The organism is Pseudomonas sp. Lb2C2 (assembly GCF_052112205.1).
In the GTDB taxonomy this organism is placed as follows: Bacteria; Pseudomonadota; Gammaproteobacteria; order Pseudomonadales; family Pseudomonadaceae; genus Aquipseudomonas; species Aquipseudomonas kilonensis.
The window spans coordinates 298,413-315,682 of sequence record NZ_JAUTYW010000003.1 but is presented as its reverse complement, the minus strand read 5'-3'; the positions used below and the strand labels follow the sequence as shown (position 1 = coordinate 315,682).

Annotated in this window: 9 protein-coding genes; 7 read left to right on the top strand and 2 right to left on the bottom strand. The window is 60.2% G+C overall.

Translation table 11 applies throughout. The features are described from left to right. Positions 1-538 precede the first annotated feature (538 nt). The 4 genes from Q7F16_RS09705 (at position 539) to Q7F16_RS09690 (ending at position 8,265) form a co-directional block, all read left to right on the top strand. Positions 539-898, top strand: a complete 360-nt coding sequence (locus Q7F16_RS09705) for a DUF6124 family protein (protein ID WP_046065854.1) — start codon at positions 539-541, stop codon at positions 896-898. 376 nt (positions 899-1,274) lie between these two features. Then, on the top strand, positions 1,275-2,306 hold the full coding sequence (locus tag Q7F16_RS09700; RefSeq protein WP_079303099.1) for a histone deacetylase family protein: 1,032 nt from the start codon (positions 1,275-1,277) through the stop codon (positions 2,304-2,306). Between the two features lie 11 nt (positions 2,307-2,317). After that, entirely contained in the window at positions 2,318-3,418 is a 1,101-nt protein-coding gene (locus Q7F16_RS09695; RefSeq protein ID WP_409555705.1) for a polyamine ABC transporter substrate-binding protein, read from the top strand. Positions 3,419-3,663: 245 nt separating this feature from the next. Next, positions 3,664-8,265: a dermonecrotic toxin domain-containing protein gene (locus Q7F16_RS09690; protein WP_409555704.1), complete on the top strand. Its 4,602-nt coding sequence runs from the start codon at positions 3,664-3,666 to the stop codon at positions 8,263-8,265. A 36-nt stretch (positions 8,266-8,301) separates the two neighbouring features. On the opposite strand, the gene pdxR is transcribed toward Q7F16_RS09690, so the two are convergent. Next, complete coding sequence (gene pdxR, locus Q7F16_RS09685; protein WP_204127163.1) at positions 8,302-9,846, bottom strand: MocR-like pyridoxine biosynthesis transcription factor PdxR; 1,545 nt, start codon at positions 9,844-9,846, stop codon at positions 8,302-8,304. A gap of 100 nt (positions 9,847-9,946) precedes the next feature. On the opposite strand from pdxR, the gene Q7F16_RS09680 reads away from it, so the two are divergent. From Q7F16_RS09680 to Q7F16_RS09670, 3 genes are read left to right on the top strand one after another with little or no spacing between them, the layout of a single operon-like run. Further along, positions 9,947-10,588 (top strand): FMN-binding negative transcriptional regulator, encoded by a 642-nt coding sequence (locus Q7F16_RS09680; RefSeq protein ID WP_204127164.1) that lies wholly within the window; start codon positions 9,947-9,949, stop codon positions 10,586-10,588. Between the two features lie 2 nt (positions 10,589-10,590). Then, positions 10,591-11,037, top strand: a complete 447-nt coding sequence (locus Q7F16_RS09675; protein ID WP_204127165.1) for a GNAT family N-acetyltransferase — start codon at positions 10,591-10,593, stop codon at positions 11,035-11,037. Positions 11,038-11,047: 10 nt separating this feature from the next. After that, entirely contained in the window at positions 11,048-11,719 is a 672-nt protein-coding gene (locus tag Q7F16_RS09670) for a GNAT family N-acetyltransferase (RefSeq protein WP_003206968.1), read from the top strand. 160 nt (positions 11,720-11,879) lie between these two features. On the opposite strand, the gene Q7F16_RS09665 is transcribed toward Q7F16_RS09670, so the two are convergent. Beyond that, positions 11,880-17,210: a hypothetical protein gene (locus Q7F16_RS09665; protein WP_409555703.1), complete on the bottom strand. Its 5,331-nt coding sequence runs from the start codon at positions 17,208-17,210 to the stop codon at positions 11,880-11,882. Positions 17,211-17,270 lie beyond the last annotated feature (60 nt).

The window sequence follows — 17,270 nt, the reverse complement described above, 5'->3', positions numbered from 1 at the left end:
TCCCACAGGGGATTGGCGGTGGGCGCTCATTCTGTGATCACCTCGGGCTGGTCAACAACGCTCAACCTGTGGCGAGGGAGCTTGCTCCCGCTGGGCTGCGCAGCAGCCCCAAAAAGGCCGGCACATTCCTACAGAAAACCGCTGCGCCACCGAGCAAGAGCACGCTTCCTGGCCCCGAATCCTGGGCATTACGAATGCTTGTTTATTCACCCTGCGCAACGCTTCCACCCAGCTACGAATCCTTGCGCCATTGCCTACAACTACGCCAGAATCCGCCCGCTTGTGCGCCTTGCCCATGGGTTCTATCGTTCCCCTGCCACTGCCCATCAGTGGTCGGGTTTAGTAGCCCGAGGTAGTGTCAGTAGGATGCATGAGCTCTCCATCCAAGCAGGTTCCTAACCTGTCCTTGATGGTGGCTGTGCGCAGGGCGCTTCGGCGCGCCGGCAATGCTGATCTCCCCGGTCTACTAACCTGCGTACAGCCGCCACCCTTCTTTTAGTAGGGAAGAGGTTGCGGCTTAACCATGGAGTATCAGCACATGTTCAAGCCAACACCGAATCCCCCCGAAACAGATCGCACCTCTGCGTCCACCAAATCCAAAACGAAGAAACAAGACGAAGCAGAAAGGCGCGCCTTGGATTATTACCTGCAACCGAAACCGGAAAAGTCCGAAGAAGCATCCAATCCAGACCAGCTCTTCACCGTGAAAAAAAACGCCGACAACGAATGCCTGCTCGCCAACCTCAGCGAAAACCTGGCATCCGCCGACGCGATGATCAGCAACCTAGCCTTCGATCTGGAAGGCCCCCGCCGTCACATCGCCCTCGGCGTCCAGCAATTGATCGAACTGAGTTCAATGCTGGCCAGCCGTGTGCTGGATAACGTCGACCCGCGCTAACCGCTACACCACCCGTGGCGAGGGAGCTTGCTCCCGCTGGGTGGCGAAGCCGCCCCAAAACAGGCTGCCGCATTCTTCAGATAAACCGCATCAGCCGGTTTACGACGGCTACGCCGCCGAGCGGGAGCAAGCTCCCTCGCCACGGGGACCGGGTGTATTTTGAGATGGGTGTGTAACGTGCTGCCGCCATCGCGAGCAAGCTCGCTCCCACAAGGGCTTGCATGCCCCAACCCCGCGCGCACCTGCGCCAACAAGGGGCGATTTACGGTCAAACCTTTTGGCCATTTCGATCCCCTTTTGGCCTCTCCTGCCGTTCTCTGAAACGCTCCACGCCGCAAGACTGTGTTCACACCGATCAGCCTTGCGGAGAACAAAAATGCTGACGATCTATTCGGACGATCACCACCTGCACCACGGGCGCTGCGAGTTGATGGACGGGCAGTTGATGCCTTGTTTCGAGATGCCGTCCCGGGCCGATCATGTGTTGGAGCGGGTCAAGGCGCAGGGGCTGGGGCCGGTGGAGGCGCCGCAGGATTTTGGCTTGGGGCCGATCCAGCGCATCCACAGCGCGGCGTACCTGGAGTTTTTCAAAGGCGCCTGGGACCGTTGGGCCAAGTACAACCGCGACGGCGACTTGTTGCCCTTCACCTGGCCGGCGCGGACCTTTCGTACGGTCATCCCCACCAGCCTGCACGGCCAACTGGGTTATTACAGTTTCGACGCGGGCGCGCCGATCACCGCTGGCACTTGGCAGGCGGCCTACAGCGCCGCACAAGTGGCTCTTACCGCCCAGGCGGACATCCAGCGTGGCGCGCGCAGCGCCTTTGCCTTGTGCCGCCCACCGGGGCACCACGCCGCCGGGGACTTGATGGGCGGTTATTGCTACCTCAACAACGCGGCCATCGCCGCCCAGGCCTTTCTCGACCAGGGCCATAAGAAGGTCGCCATCCTCGATGTGGATTACCACCACGGCAACGGCACCCAATCGATTTTCTACGAGCGCAGCGACGTGTTGTTCGCGTCGATCCACGGCCATCCGGAGGCGGAGTTTCCGTTTTTCCTGGGTTATGCCGACGAGCGTGGCGAGGGCGCCGGTGAGGGTTTCAACTTCAACTACCCTTTGCCAGCAGGCTCAGGCTGGGACACCTGGAGCGCGGCGCTGGAGCAGGCCTGCGGGCAAATCCGGGGGTACGACGCCGATGTCATCGTCGTGTCCCTGGGCGTGGACACTTTCAAGGACGACCCCATCTCGCAATTCAAGCTCGACAGCCCGGACTACCTGGCGATGGGCAAGCGCATCGCGGCGCTCGGCAAACCCACGCTGTTCGTGATGGAAGGCGGCTACGCGGTGGCAGAAATCGGCATCAATGCCGTGAACGTTCTTGAAGGTTTCCAAAGCGCCCCATGAGGAATAACAGCATGAACAGACTCAAGCGTTTAATGGCCCCTGCCGTGTGCGCCGCGCTGCTTTGCGGCGCGGTACAGGCCGAGGAGCGCACCTTGCGCGTCTACAACTGGTTCGACTACATCACGCCCAAGGCCCTGGAGGATTTCAAGGCGCAGAACAGCCAGGTCAAGCTGGTCTACGACATCTTCGACACCAACGAGGCCCTGGAGGCCAAGCTGCTGACGGGCAACTCCGGCTATGACGTGGTGGTGCCGTCCAACGTGTTCCTGGCCAAGCAGATCGAAGCCGGGGTGTTCCAGCCCCTGGACCGCAGCAAGCTGCCGAACTGGAACCACCTCGACCCCAAGCTGATGAAGCTGATCGAAGCCAACGACCCGGGCAACAAGTTCGCCGTGCCCTACATGTACGGCACCATCCTGATCGGCTTCAACCCGGACAAGGTCAAGGCCGCCCTGGGCGATAACGCGCCGGTGGATAGCTGGGATCTGATTTTCAAGGAAGAGAACATCAGCAAGCTCAAGCAGTGCGGCGTGGCGCTGCTCGATTCGCCGTCGGAGATCCTGCCCCTGGCCTTGCAGCACCTGGGCCTGGACCCCAACAGCAAGAAGCCGGCGGACTATGCCAAGGCTGAAGCGCTGATGATGAAGATCCGCCCGTACATCACTTATTTCCACTCGTCCAAGTACATGGCCGACATCGCCAACGGTGAGATCTGCGTGGCGGTGGGTTACTCCGGCAGCTTTTCCCAGGCCGCCAACCGCGCCAAGGAAGCCAAGAACGGCGTGACCGTGGATATGCGCCTGCCCAAGGAAGGCGCGCCGATCTGGTTCGACATGCTCGCCATCCCCAAAGGCGCGAAGAACCCGGACGACGCCTACACCTTCATCAACTACTTGCTGCAACCGCAGGTGATTGCGCCGGTCAGCGATTTTGTCGGCTACCCGAACCCGAACAAGGACGCCACCGAGATGGTCGACCCGGCTATCCGCGGCAACCCCAACCTGTACCCGACCGCTGCGGCCATGACCACGCTCTACACCCTGCAACCCTTGCCCCGGGATGCCGAGCGCGCGCGCACACGAGCCTGGACCCGGATCAAATCCGGCCAGTAAAAGCCGTTGTGGGATAACGGCCATGGTGGGAGCAAGACCATTGTGGGAGCAAGGCTTGCCCGCGATGAAGGCCCTGCGGTCTGCCAAGGACCGAGGCGCTTGTTTCGCGAGCAAGCTTTGCTCCCACCCGGTGTTGGCTGCGTATACATAGTTACCACCTGCCCCGTCCCTTGCCTCTCTAGCATGGAAACCCCGAAGCGCTCGGCTTCGGGGTTTTCATCCATCTCGAGACAGGGACAACTCAGATGACATCAGACCCTACCGGCACCGCCCCGGCGTTCAACGCGAGTATCAGGAGCACGCTGGTCAACCAACTGCTCGCAGGCCCCACCTACCCGGAAGTGGCGGCCATGCTGCTGCGCAACGCCCTCAAGAAGCTCTACCCCTCACTGGATCTCGACCCGCATACCACCGTCATCGGCGAACCGGCCTGGGACATTGTTGGTGGCGAGATCGTAGCGCGCCCCACCCGCTATGAATCGCTCAGCGATTTGCTGGCCTCGCGGGTGGATCAGAGCAAACCCACGTTGTTGATCGAAGGCCTGCACTTCCTGACCCAACTGCCGATCACCGCGCCCGAGGTGCATTTGCCGGTGCGCATCGACCAGATCGGCCGTTTGATCAACGAGCTGGTGCCGGCCATGGTGCCGGCCAGCCAGGAGCAGCAACTGGCGTACTGGAACATGCCGTTCGGCAATTACGGCCCACGCTGGCATGAACTCTCCCACACGCTGCGCAAGCTCTGGGACGTCAAGCAGATCGAGGGCTGGACGGCGACTGAATGCGACATGGCCCGGCAACTGTTCCTGTACCCCGACCCACAAGACCGTAACGACAGCTACGACAGCCACGCGTATCTGGTCGACATCGAGGAGGTCGACGGCGACGAGATCAACCGCGTGAATGAAAACTCGCTGGTGGTGCTGATCGGCCTGATCGACAACAAGGAGGTCATCCTTGTGCACTCGTTGCTCAACGGTTATGAGAAGTTCGCTTCACGGCACGCGTTGGGACAAGCCCTTCCAGAACACCTGGGCACCTTGGTCCACCCGACGAAAATTCGCTGGCGGCTCTATGAGCCCAGCGGCAATATTTTCGACAGCAAGGCCTGCGGGATCATCGCCGTGCAGGTCAAGATCCTTGGCATCCCCAGCATCAGTCTGAATCCGGGCTATGCAGAAGACGAACCACCGGCCCCCAGCGGAGTGGACGTAGGGCCTGGCGAAAGCTGGTTCCAAAAACAGTTGCCCGAATGGCTGCAGGCCGCGTCGGTTTCCGACCAGATCCTGTTTGCCCAATACATGAAGAACCTCTCGGCACTGAGCAGCTCCCACGCCGGAAAAACCTACCTGGACGACATTCCCCCCCTCAAAACGTATGCGTCGCAGGCGCTGAAAACGCAGATGCAATCCGACCACGACGACGCTTCGACGCTGGACCCGGAAAAAATCGAGATCGAGATAAAAAGCCCGGTTGTCTGGGGCACCTTCGTTGTGCCCTTCAAATTTGATACCACGCGGTTCAACCTCGTCGATCTGGCCTTGCAAAACCTGATTGCCCTGCCCCCGGGCAACAAGACGGTGAGGTCTCTCGACGCGACCGTGTCGCCCGCGTGGTTGACGGTGGACTACGTCGAGAAGCTCATCACCCAAGTCGATATCGGTCGCGTTTATCCCGACCTGATCAAGCGCAAACTGCTGAATGACCCGGCGGAGTCGTTCCGCCGCGAAAACCTGTACACCTCACAGTTGCGCATACAGCTGCCCATGCTTGCGCTGGAGGGCAAACTCCGTGGGCAGGGCAATATCGATGAGCGCGGTTGTCGTTATGTCGCGGCGCTGATGGAGCCCCAGGAAGACGACCGCAAGGTAGACGGGCAAACCATCGTCCTGCGCAAACTGGCTTTCGTGCCCGAGCTGCAGCTGGGGCTTTCAGAGGACATCGTTGCCAACATGTTCGTGATCGGCCCGCAGACGCCAAGTGCCGGTCCTTGCCTGCTTTATCGACCGTTGCTTGAACCGCAACTGTGGCAGTTCCCGTCGTTCAGCAACTTGCTGTACACCATCAGGCAAAACGCCCCTTTGCGCCAATCGGTACTGGCGTGGCTGCCCGATGGGGTACGAGAGACCTATGGCCGAGATGTCTTTCCAGGCGCCCTGCCCTCACCCTGGACCATCGTGGAGTTCGTGGCAGCCCCGCTGGAGTCCTTGTCCAATAACGGTCCTGTCAGCCTTGGCGATGAGACCCTGGGCGACGACTTCCTGCCACTGTTGTTCCGGGCCAACGCCAATGCCTTGGTCACGCTCGCCGATCATCAGTCGGTCTCCAATCGCGAAAGCCGTTGGGAGTCTTTCAAGCAGGCCGGTTGGCTGATTTTCAATTTGGCACTGCCCTACCTGGGCACCACGGTGGCCACCACGACCTGGCTCTGGCAGATCCTGAACGACCTTGAAGAGCTGACGCAGAGTGACGAAGAAACCAGTAGCCAGGCCAAGTGGGCGCTCTTTGTCGATGTGTTGTTGAACGTCTCCTTGGGGATCATCCATTACGTGATAGACCGCACCAGGGCGAGCAAAGGTAGCCGTCCGACAGAGGCCCCGGAGATTGCCCCACCGGAAATCCCGCCGGTGCTCAAACCCAAGATCATTGTCGAAACGCTCGCGCCGCTCACCAAGACAGAGCTGCCGCAAGAGCACTACGAGGTCATTCATACCAGCGGTGCCTTGATCGGCAGGTCGAGCAAGCGCGCCGATCTGCTCGATAGCTTCAGCATCGCGGCCCCCGACTCACCTGGGCAACCCAGGGCCGAAGGCGCCCTCAGGGGCCTCTATGCGAAGGGTAGGAAGTGGTACGCGAAGATGGCGGGAAAATGGTTCGAAGTCACCGTAGAGGGCGATCTGGTCTGCATGATTGACGGAGTCCGCACCGGCCCTCCGCTGATCCATGATGTACGCGGCCAGTGGCAGATCGATACCCGCTTGCGCTTACGCGGTGGCGGCTCGAAAGGTGCCCGGCAGAGGGTCGTCGCCGAGGCACGACGCCGCAACGTGGAGCTGCTGGCCGAACTCAACCAGTTTGAAGAACAGAAACCGGCGAACCAGAAGTTGCTGACCATGGACGCGCAGGAAATGAACCAGGCGTCCGGCGCGGCCCGGGAAACCAAGCGTGTGGCGTATCTGACGACCCTGGAAGCCCAGCGAGAAAACTACGAAAAAGCGCTGAAGACCCTGATTGAATGGCCGGTCTTCCAGTCACGCCCCGATTACCCTCGCGTCAGCCTTGGTTATCTGAACGCGCAAGTGAATTTCACCTTCGCGGAAATGGATGTATTGCGAGAGCGTTTTACGCCTGCCCTGACCGATGCCATGGGCATGATCACGTCCGAGGTCAAGGTGCTGGAGCAACAACACATCGAGGCTGCCAACGCCATGATCAACGCCGGTCACGACATGACCGAGCGCCTGGACTACATGGAGACACGTTTTTCCAGGCTCAAGGAAATGGGACGCGAAGGCTTTGAGTTTGTCCGCCAGTACCGCGCAAAGATGCCGGTCTACAAAAGTGACGATCTGCGACTTATCCAGCTGGATATGTACCGCCACCTCTGCCTGTCTCTTGAAAGCGTCGAGACGATGCCTGAAGGCTGGGTGGAAATTAACCGAATTGTCGACAACGCCACGGTGGCCTTCCAAAGCCTGCGCGACGCCATGGATGAGCGAAGCATGATCCGGCTGGATGAACAAATCGATGCGCTCGGCAGCCTGACGGAACAGTTCGCCGCCATCGAAGAACATCTCGACTACATGGGCAGCGAATACCGAGGCAGCACCAGCCCTGTACAACTCACTCGGCTGGTCAAACAGATGGGCGAATGTAAAAGACGAGCGTTGGAGCAGTTAGCGCAAGCCCTTGATGAGCGAAGCAACCGGCGAAGGTCAGGCAGCCCTCATGAGCCACGTCCGCGGGCCAGGAAGAAATTCATCAGGGCACGCTTCTGGGGCGTCATCAGCGGTGAGCCTCGCTTATCGCAGCTGCATGAGGAAACGGATTGGGTCGATGTGAAGAATCCGTTCTCGGAGGAAATCATCGTCTCGTTCCACCGCAAGGAAACCGGCGAATGGGCGCCCCACGTGATGGCCGACCCGCCTCCCCTGGCAGTCCCTGCGCTGGACACGAGCGTTCGCAAAGGCCAAGCCCTGATCGACGGGCTGACCGCGTTCAAGGCGCAAATTGAACAAGACTTGAAAAAGCCAAGCCGGACACCGGCCGGTGTGGCAATGATCCTCAATGCCCACGCCAGCAGGATGGAGAAGGTCGGCATCGCGATCAGGAAGGCACTCGACCAGGCACAAGGCGTTGCCACCAACGAAACGATTGAAATATCAGAGGCGCAGCAGCGCTCGGCCGAATCCTTGCGATTGCGCCTCAAGAGGGAATCGAAGTCGCTCTATGAACAGGAATTCGAAACCGTACTGAACATCATCAAACAAAGCCCACCCACCATGAGTGGCGTGATCTGGCTGAAAGATCGAAACCGGATTTCCATCACCAAACGGATCAACCGACAACGCATCAAGGGCCCCATGCATGGTTTCCTCGACAGGTATGAAATCAAGGACAAGAAGACCAACAAGACGCTCTGGTTCGCCGACTTTCACTACTCCACGAACTGGGTGCCTGCCCGTACGTTCCTTTCGGCACGCCTGAAAACAGTGGAGCAGGTGGTTCTGGGGATAGCCGACGTTTCTACAAAAGGCTTTAGCCAGCGTCAGTTGATCAATCATTACCGCAGCGAAATTGCCATTGACCAGGCCCAGCAGGTGTTTTTTCCAAAGGAGCGACCATAAATCCAGGGCCGCCGCCAATGCCCCGGCGGCGCGCCCTCAGGGTTTCCAGGCCTTCGACAGGTTCGCCAGCGCGGTGCCAATCGCCGCTGGCGGGACCGCCGCAAACCCCAGCACCAGCCCGGCGCGCACCTGCGACGGGGTGGTGGGCAACCAATAACTGCTCAGGCCATTGATTTCCACACCCACATTCGTCGCTTGGGCGATCAGTTCGCGCTCGCGCTCGATGCTCTCTACCGGGACCGTGAGATGCAGCCCGGCCACGACAGTGGGCAGGGCTCCGACACCCGCAACAGCCTTGGGCCAGCCCGCCAGCAACGCATCACGCCGAACCAGGGCAGCCCTGCGCATACGCCGGATATGCCGCTGGAAATGCCCGGCGGCCATGAACTCGGCCATCACCGCCTGGGTGCTGACTTCGGAGTGGCGCACGTCCACGGCGCGCCGTCGGGCGAAGGCGTTGACCAGGCCCGGCGGCAGCACCAGGTAACCCAGGCGCAGGGCCGGGAACGCCACTTTGCCGAACGTACCGACGTAAAGCACCCGCCCCTGGCGATCCAGTGCAGCCAAGGGTGCCAGTGGCGCGCCGCTGTAGCGGTACTCGCCATCGTAGTCATCCTCGACGATCCAGCCGTCGTTGCGCTCGGCCCAGGCCAGCAGTTCCAACCGCCGTGGCAGGCTCATGACCACCCCGGTCGGGTATTGATGGGACGGTGTGACGTAGGCCAGTCGACAGTGGCTCAACCCACCCAGCGCGGCGCAATCCAAGCCGTCGCCATCCACCGGTACGCCCCGGACATCGGCACCGGCAACAGCGAACGCATGCCCGGCCGCGCGATAGCCGGGATTTTCCACCGCCACGACGTCGCCCGGGTCGACCAACAGCTGTGCACAAAGGCTTATGCCCTGCTGTGCGCCACTGGTGATCACAATTTGTTCAGCCGTGCAGTGCAGCCCTCGCGAGCTGCGCAAGTACGCCGCGATCAACCCGCGCAAGCGCGCATCGCCCTGGGGATCGCCATAACACAGCTGCTGCAGATCCGGCTTGCGCCAGAAAGCCGCATTCAGCTTGGCCCAGACGTCGAAAGGGAACAGATCGAAAGCCGGTACGCCGACCCGAAATGCTCGCGGCGGGCCACTGGGCGGCTGGGCCAAATGGTGTTTTTCGACGCGGTTCAGCGCGTCGCTGTGGATAACTTTACTGGATGGACCCACAGGTAAATCGAGCCAGTCTGTGGATAAGGCTGTGGGTAAGCCTGTTGAAAACCCTGTGGATACTTTTGTGGATATGTTTTTCAGCGGCAACGTCGTCGAGGACAGTTTTGCCACATAAGTGCCGTCACCAACTCGCCCTTCGATGAAACCCTCGGCGTAGAGCTGGTCATAGGCCCGCACCACGCTGTTGCGCGAAATCGACAAGGCCGCCGCCAGGTCACGGCTGGCCGGCAGGCGCGTGCCGCTGGCCAGGCGCCCATCGAGCACCCGGGTACGCAACGCCTGGTAGAGCTGACGACTGAGCCCCTGGCGGCGGTCCAGCTCGATGCCTGCGGGGTTGAACGACAATGGCGGCGCGGCGTTGTGCATGACAGCCCTCACGAATGGACCTATCGAATTGGCCGGAAGTGGCTCTTACAACAGACCAATAGCCTGCCTAGGATGCTCGCATTCGCCAAGGAAAATCATCATGTACAACCCTAAAGCCTTTGCCGTCGAAGACCTGCCCGAACTGCACCAGATGATCGGCGATTGCCGCCTGGCCGTATTGGTCACCCAGGGTGAACACGGTTTACAGGCCAGTCATTTGCCGCTGTTGCTGGACACGCAACAAGGGCCGAACGGAAGCCTCTACGGCCACATGGCCCGGGCCAATCCACAATGGCGCGACCTGGAAGCCGGCGCCGAGGCCCTGGTGATATTCGCCGGGGCCGATGCCTACGTCAGCCCAGGGTTGTACGCCAGCAAGGCCGAACACGGCAAAGTCGTGCCGACCTGGAACTACGTGGCCGTACACGCCTACGGCAGCGCCGAGGTGTTCAGCGACGCTCATCGCCTGCGCAACCTGGTGGGTGCCCTCACCGACCGCCACGAAACCGGGCGCGAGCAGCCGTGGAAGATCGATGATGCGCCGCCCGAGTACATCGACAGCATGCTCAAGGCCATCGTCGGCTTCGCCTTGCCCATCCAGCGCCTGGAGGGCAAGCGCAAGCTCAGCCAGAACCGTAGCCCCGCGGATGCCGCCGGCGTACGCAACGGCCTCGCCGCCAGCCCCGACCCGCAGGACCGGGCGCTCGCCCACCTGATGCCTGAACAATTGTCCAAGGAGTGAACATGAGCCAACCTGAAATCCGCCTCGTCAGCGCCGACGACCACGCCGCCTGGCTGCCGCTGTGGCAAGCCTACCTGCGGTTTTACAAGACCGAATTGCCGGACGCCGTCAGCCAAAGCACCTGGCAACGCTTGCTCGATGAGCGTGAACCGACCCATGCTGCCCTCGCCTGGGATGGCGACACGGCGGTGGGCCTGGTGCACTTCATCTATCACCGTTCGAACTGGAGCATCGAGAATTCCTGCTACCTGCAAGACCTGCTGGTCACGGAACAGAGCCGTGGCACCGGTGTGGGTCGCCAGCTCATCGAATTCGTCTACGCCACGGCCAAGGCCGATGGTTGCTGCAAGGTGCACTGGTTGACCCACGAAACCAACGCCACGGCGATCCAGCTGTACGAGCGCATCGCCGAGCGCCCAGGCTTCATTCAATTTCGCAAAGCCCTTTAAGGAGCGCAGCATGTCGACTTCACTCGCCGATTGGAAAGGTGTCCCGGCGCCCTCTGCACAGGTGCTCGAAGGGCGCTTCATCCGCCTGGAAAAACTCGATCCGGCGCGCCATGCCGATGGCCTGTGGCAAGCCCTCGAAGGCCCCGGCGCCGACCCGAAACTCTGGGATTACTTGCCCTATGGCCCGTTCACGGATCGCGTCGCGTTCGATGCCTGGTTGAACAACCACGCGGCCAACACCGACCCGTATTTCTTCAGCGTGATCGACCGCGCCAGCGGCGAGGTGCAGGGCATTCTCAGCCTGATGTCCATCGTCCCGGCCCAGGGCCGCATCGAGATCGGCCATGTAACCTTCGGCGCACCGATGCAGCGTTCGCCGAAAAGCACCGAGGCGGTCTATCTGCTGGCCAAGGAGTCTTTCGCCCTGGGTTATCGCCGGCTGGAATGGAAGTGCAACAACGGCAATGCCCGCTCCAAATACGCGGCCGAACGGTTGGGGTTCACGTTTGAAGGGGTGTTTCGCCAGCACATGGTGGTCAAGGGCCAGAACCGCGACACCGCGTGGTACTCGATACTGGACTCGGAATGGCCGGCGATCGCCGCGGGCTTCGAGCGCTGGTTGAGTGAGGACAATCAGCGCGAGGGTGGGCAGGTGCGCGGGTTGGTGGAGTGTCGGGCATAGGTATCGGTGCCTGACGCTCCGCCATCGCGAGCAAGCTCGCTCCCACAGTGGATCTGTTGTGGACCTGGATTAAGTGGTCATCACAGATGGAGTGTGGGAGCGAGCTTGCTCGCGATGGCGATTAATCAGGCAATGAATTTATTGGCTGTCAACCGCCCGATCACTCCGGTTTCGGTTTCATCTCTCCAAAGGTCTTGAGCGATTCGGGTGTCACCCCTCTCCTCAGGTACTGCCAGGCCCAGTCCGGCACGGCCAAGTGGCTTTCCAGATACGTCACAAAGTCCAAAAGGCTGTGCCCCAAGCGATTGACCGGAAAATTGAAGTTGTACAGGTACTGTTGGGCGCGGCCTTGGCCGATGCTGAACAACTCCATGACCATCCGGTTCGCACGCGCCTCCACGCTTCCAAGATTGCCTCTTAACGCAAGCACAAAATCCAGTGCCGAACGCAGTACGCCGGGGCGCCTGAGGGTGAGTCGAATAGCGGAGTCGCTGTAATGCGGCCCAATCAGATCGTCCCAGATCTGCACGGCGTGATGCCTGGGGAGACGTTGCAGCGAACTCCATAGACTTGGGGTATTGAACAAAATATTCACTCGGGTATTGGAGGGCAATTGCCCCGGGGCACTGAATAACCGGATGACAGGCGCCTGGTCGACCTCGCCAGCCTCCACCGGCGGCCTTTCCAGGAACTCCCAAAACGTCGTCAGTACTTGCTGATGAGTGACAATACTCTGCAGATTGCTGTCATCGAACAATCGCATCCAATGGATATCGATATCGCCGTGCCTCACCACTTCTTTGTAACGCGTATCGGCATATTCAGAGATGACTCGCAGTCGCCGCTCGGAGAGCGCCGGATTACGCAGCCATCTGGCAACCACATTCACAGGCAACATGCCGTCCAGGTTGGATGAAATAACCGCAGACCTCAGCAGGAGACTCGCCCGCCTCAACAAATCGGGGAAACGCGCGAGGGAAGCGATGAGCAGATCACGGGTGTTTTCAGCCCGGTCGTAATAAATGTACTGCTCCATCAGTTCTGAGTCGTCATCGATTACCCGCCCCGTTTCACGCTCGAATCTCACCTTCACCTGATCCAGGTCGTCGCGGTCCACCAGGTAGGCACCGTCGAGCAATTGTTCAAGCTGGTTATCATCAAGATGACCATGCCTGGCCTGGTCGAACTTGACGTAGGCTAATTGATTCTTGGGGTGATGGTCGGTCAGTTGCCGGGCCCTGACTCCGTATTCCAGCATGATATGGATCACGCCTTGGGACAGCCGGAGGAATTCATTATTGAGCAGTTCGGTGAGGTGCAAATCCTCGACAGGGCCCAACAAAGTATCTTGGAAAAATTGCCGCAGGGTCTGGTTCTCACGGGTGTAATACGGTGCACTGCTCGGCATCAGTTGCTCTGGGGACCGGGGCGATAAATAGCGCCCGATTTCCTGCAGCACCTCCGGTGGCAGGTCAGCCTCTCGCGCCGCAAATAGCGTCCGGCGACCGACGCTGTTTGCGTACAACCTCAGGTAATCCTGGGTCGGTTGAAACAAGCGATACGGGTTGGGGGCACCGTAGATAATCCGGCTGAGATCGGACAATGCCTCCTCGTCCAGCAGGTTTTCCAGCCAGGGGGCATTTTCAAAGAGCGCTTGTCGGACCCCGGAGGCTCGCGACACCATGTACTGATTCAATTCCGGATGTTGATCGACATAGTCGGCCGCCGCATGACGCAGCCCTTGCATCGAGAAAGTCTGCTGCGCTTGCCCTTCATTCAGCCCACGGGCAACGGCATTGAAAAAACAATCACCGTCGCGAGCGATCTCCTCGATACGGTCTCCCAGCACCAGGCTGTAATGGTTCTGGGCCGTTCGTCTCAAGACGATATCGGTGCTCGACTGCCCCGGGTGGTTGCTCATCGGATAGACACTTTCCACCTCGCCCGGAGTAAAGCGCACAGACCAACTACGCTCTGCCGTTATCTCATCGATGATCAGCAAGCTGCGGTTTTGCGGCCAGTTCGCAAGACGCGTGATGATGGCCGGGACCAGCTCCATGACTTGAGTGTTCCAAACCCCTGGCGTACGGATCGAACCGGAAACAGACGCCGACGACGGAGCAGGCACCTTGGGTTTAGAGGGACCTGGTTCAGCTGGTGCCGGACGCTTCCCACCACCCCGACCAAACCCCACAGCGCGCCACTCGCCATTGGGCATCCGTGCCACGGTACTTCTCATCACGCCGCTGGAACGGATACTCAACCCGGTAGCAGGATCGACAAGGGTGGCCTCGGTCGCCGTCAACTTCGTATGGTCGTGCACCCGGAACACCGTCCCATCGGGTTGTCGCACGTACACGGGGCGCGTGACGCTGTTATTGACCGTGGAGCGATAAAAGCCCTGGGCATCGGCGGCCAGCCCTTGTAGCAACGAGGTATCCGTCACGGCATAACGGCGGTAAAGCGCGTCTTCCAAAGGCAGGCCAGCCAATGTTTCGCCCTGGCTCTGGCGGGCCGTCACGGCCAGGAAAGAGGACTGTCCCCGCACCGGAACGCTCACGCCACCCGCCAACCCTCGTCCGCCATAATTGGCCACTCTGTGGACAAAGGCCAAGGTGCTCAGGTTCGCTGGAATAGCGCCGGTCCTGACCATCAACCAGCCGGTCTTGATGGCGCTCTTGAGCAGTTGGAAGCCGGGGACCAGGAGGATTCCGGCCAGGTCCATGAACGTTTCCATCGCCATCATCACCAGCCTGGCAGCCGTCTGGCGATGAACATCCCGGTTGCTGTTGGAGCGGTGATCGGCATAAGCGCTGTGAAAATTGACGTGCGCGCGATGGAGCGCCTCGAGAAGATTGCCAGGGATCAACGCGCCGCGGATCAACGTTCGGCCACGCTGTTGCCCCAACGTGCGCTTTATCTCTTCAGGATCGAGGGTGCAAATACGTGAGCGGAAATATCCCTGCCATTGCTCTTGTTGCAACAGCCCCGCCACCCCCTCGCCCAGGCTGGAAAACTCATGAAAGTCATTCCCCTCGGGGCTGTCCGGAAAATAGACCCCCACGGTTCCCTTGATGTCCGGCCCGTCCTGATCGGAAAAAACCAGGACGCCATCAATGCTGATCGCATTGCCCATCGTCCCATGCTGTTCGCCGGCCCCGACACTTCCACCCAGCACAAGCCCATAGACCTGCACCCTTCGCCCCTGGACCAGGGCACGCGTCTCGGAGGCAGGCGCTTGCAGAACAGCCTGCAGCCAGAGCGCAATCAACTTCTTGGGCTTCGGTGGATGGAAGGCCCTATCGAGCACGGTGGTCTTGAAGACTTCATCGCCCCTGAGCCCGGCCTCATGGCCTTTGAATTTCATGTTGGCCAGGTACGCCGCCTGCCAGGCTGCCTTGTAGTCAGGTTTATTCATGTCCTCCCTGAGCAGGGTTTCATAACGGCCGCCCGCATCAATATGCGTCGCCATCCTGGCAAGCTCGCCCCCCGTCAATGTGATCAGGAAGCCGTTGGCCGGATGCCGGATACGCTGGCCATCTTGATCGGCAAGGTAGACGGCCTGCACTTCTCTCATTGCGTTCGGGTATTGAGCCGGGCGCAGGTTATCGAGCATCAACTCGGTCAGGCTGGCGATACGTGACTGCCTTGGGTTGGCGCCTTGTCCATAGGAGAGCGTGACCAGGGTCTTGTCCGGGTCGGGATCAACGCCGGGGTGCACCGCGTGTTGCAGGTACTGCTTGATCTTCTGGCGGGTGAACTGCAACAACGTCGGGATATCGCTACCCGCCAGTGTGTAGGCGGCTTCCAATACCTGCGCTTCCAGGCTGCGGTAGTTCGATCTTTCCGCACGTGTTGCGGCTGCATAAAAATCGGCGCGGTTGTTTTCAACCAGGGTTTCCCGGCGCACCGCCAGCGGCCCGGCCAGCGACAACATGGGTAACCCCAGCGCATCTTCAGCCTTCAGCGCATAAGCCGCCAAAGTAAGTGTCGCGTTTGCCGAGGCATTCAGGACCGCCTCCAGCGCGGCGCCTTGGTGCCGCAGCAGGTCATCCGCCGCCACCGCAAAAACAGACTCGGACAGTTCAGAAGCAATATCCCGGATCCCACGCTTCTGTCCCGCGAAGGTCGGGCTGACTTGATTGACCAGGTCCTGGAAAGAACGGAAGCGCTGTATCCCTCCTTCCAGGGAGTACAGGAACAGCGAAGGCTGATCCGTGCGCTTGATCACCATCGCAGCAGGCCATTTCTGTGGCTTCGCGGCTCCCATGTCGAGCATGACGGCATAGACATGGGGAATGGGCGCGCGCAGCAAACGGCTTCTGTCCGCCATGGACGGGTGGGTGGTGATGAGGTCCAGCAGGCGATCCTCTTCATCCTGCAGGGTTCGCGCACTTTGGGTTAACGGGGTGGCCGGATCCCGATCGACTTTGTACAAGTCGAAAAGATGCAGGAATCGTCGGGACAGCAGATGAGCAAGTGCCGCTTCAGTGGTCGACGTATCGAGCGCGCCTGCGCCGTTTCTGTCGTGGCGAAAGGTGCTGAGATCGTCACGGAACTGTTGCTTCAAGCTGTCATTGGTTGCGGGTTCGGCGATATAGAACACGGACTCCATGATCGCTGGAATTTTCGCGTCCAGCGGGGTGACGAATACGCTGTCGACCTCTTCCACCGAATCCGGGCGGGTGTAGAAGCCCACGCCACCGCGCGAGTAAGTGGGCGGTGTATCCGTTGCTAAACAGCCCAACATCACGTCGGTAAAGCTCTGTGAGGCGGTCAATGAACGGCCACCGAGCGAGTCCACGCTAAAGTGGTTCACGTACCAGCGATCCGGGTCGATGCCCTGGAGCAGTGAGGCGCGCAATCTACGCTCAGGGATCTTTGCCTTGATGCGGCTGACCAGCAGACGCTTGAGCACGGTGTCGAACGTTGGCAAAGCGGCGAACAGACGCGCCAGTTTCACCTGATTGGCATCCAGGTGCCCCAGTTGCCTGATTTGTTCTTTTTCACGGGGGCTGAGCAGATTGCCTTGGGCATCCACCTCCGTAATGACCGGCTGCCCAATGCCCTGGTAGCCGCGCGCGATGCCGGCGTGCAATTGCTGCAAAACGTCTGCTGAAAGGCCTTTACCGTTGACCCGCAGTGAGGAGAAGTCCAGGGACATATGACTTCGGTGGGGATAAACCCAACCCTCGCGCGCAGAAGGCTCAGCGGTCGCCCTGCTTTGATGGGCGATCAAAAAGCCTCGTGTCACAGCATCACGCAGCGGCACCGATGAGGTTTTTCTTTGAGCAGCCGAATTGACTGTCTCGACCTCTTGATAGGTGACCTGTACCCGCGTATCGCCGATAAGGCCCCATTGATTCAGCCATTGATCGGCGAATTCATGGGGTTGAAATCCAATACCGTGGGGTAACAGGCTGATGGGTTTGAGCAGTACGCCGGCAGCCTGCGGCGTCACGCCAGATGCATTTTCAGGGAAGACAGTCATTCAGGTGTCCCGGTGATGAGTAGGGTTGGGACCCTATCGCGCCGTTTCAGCGGGAATGAC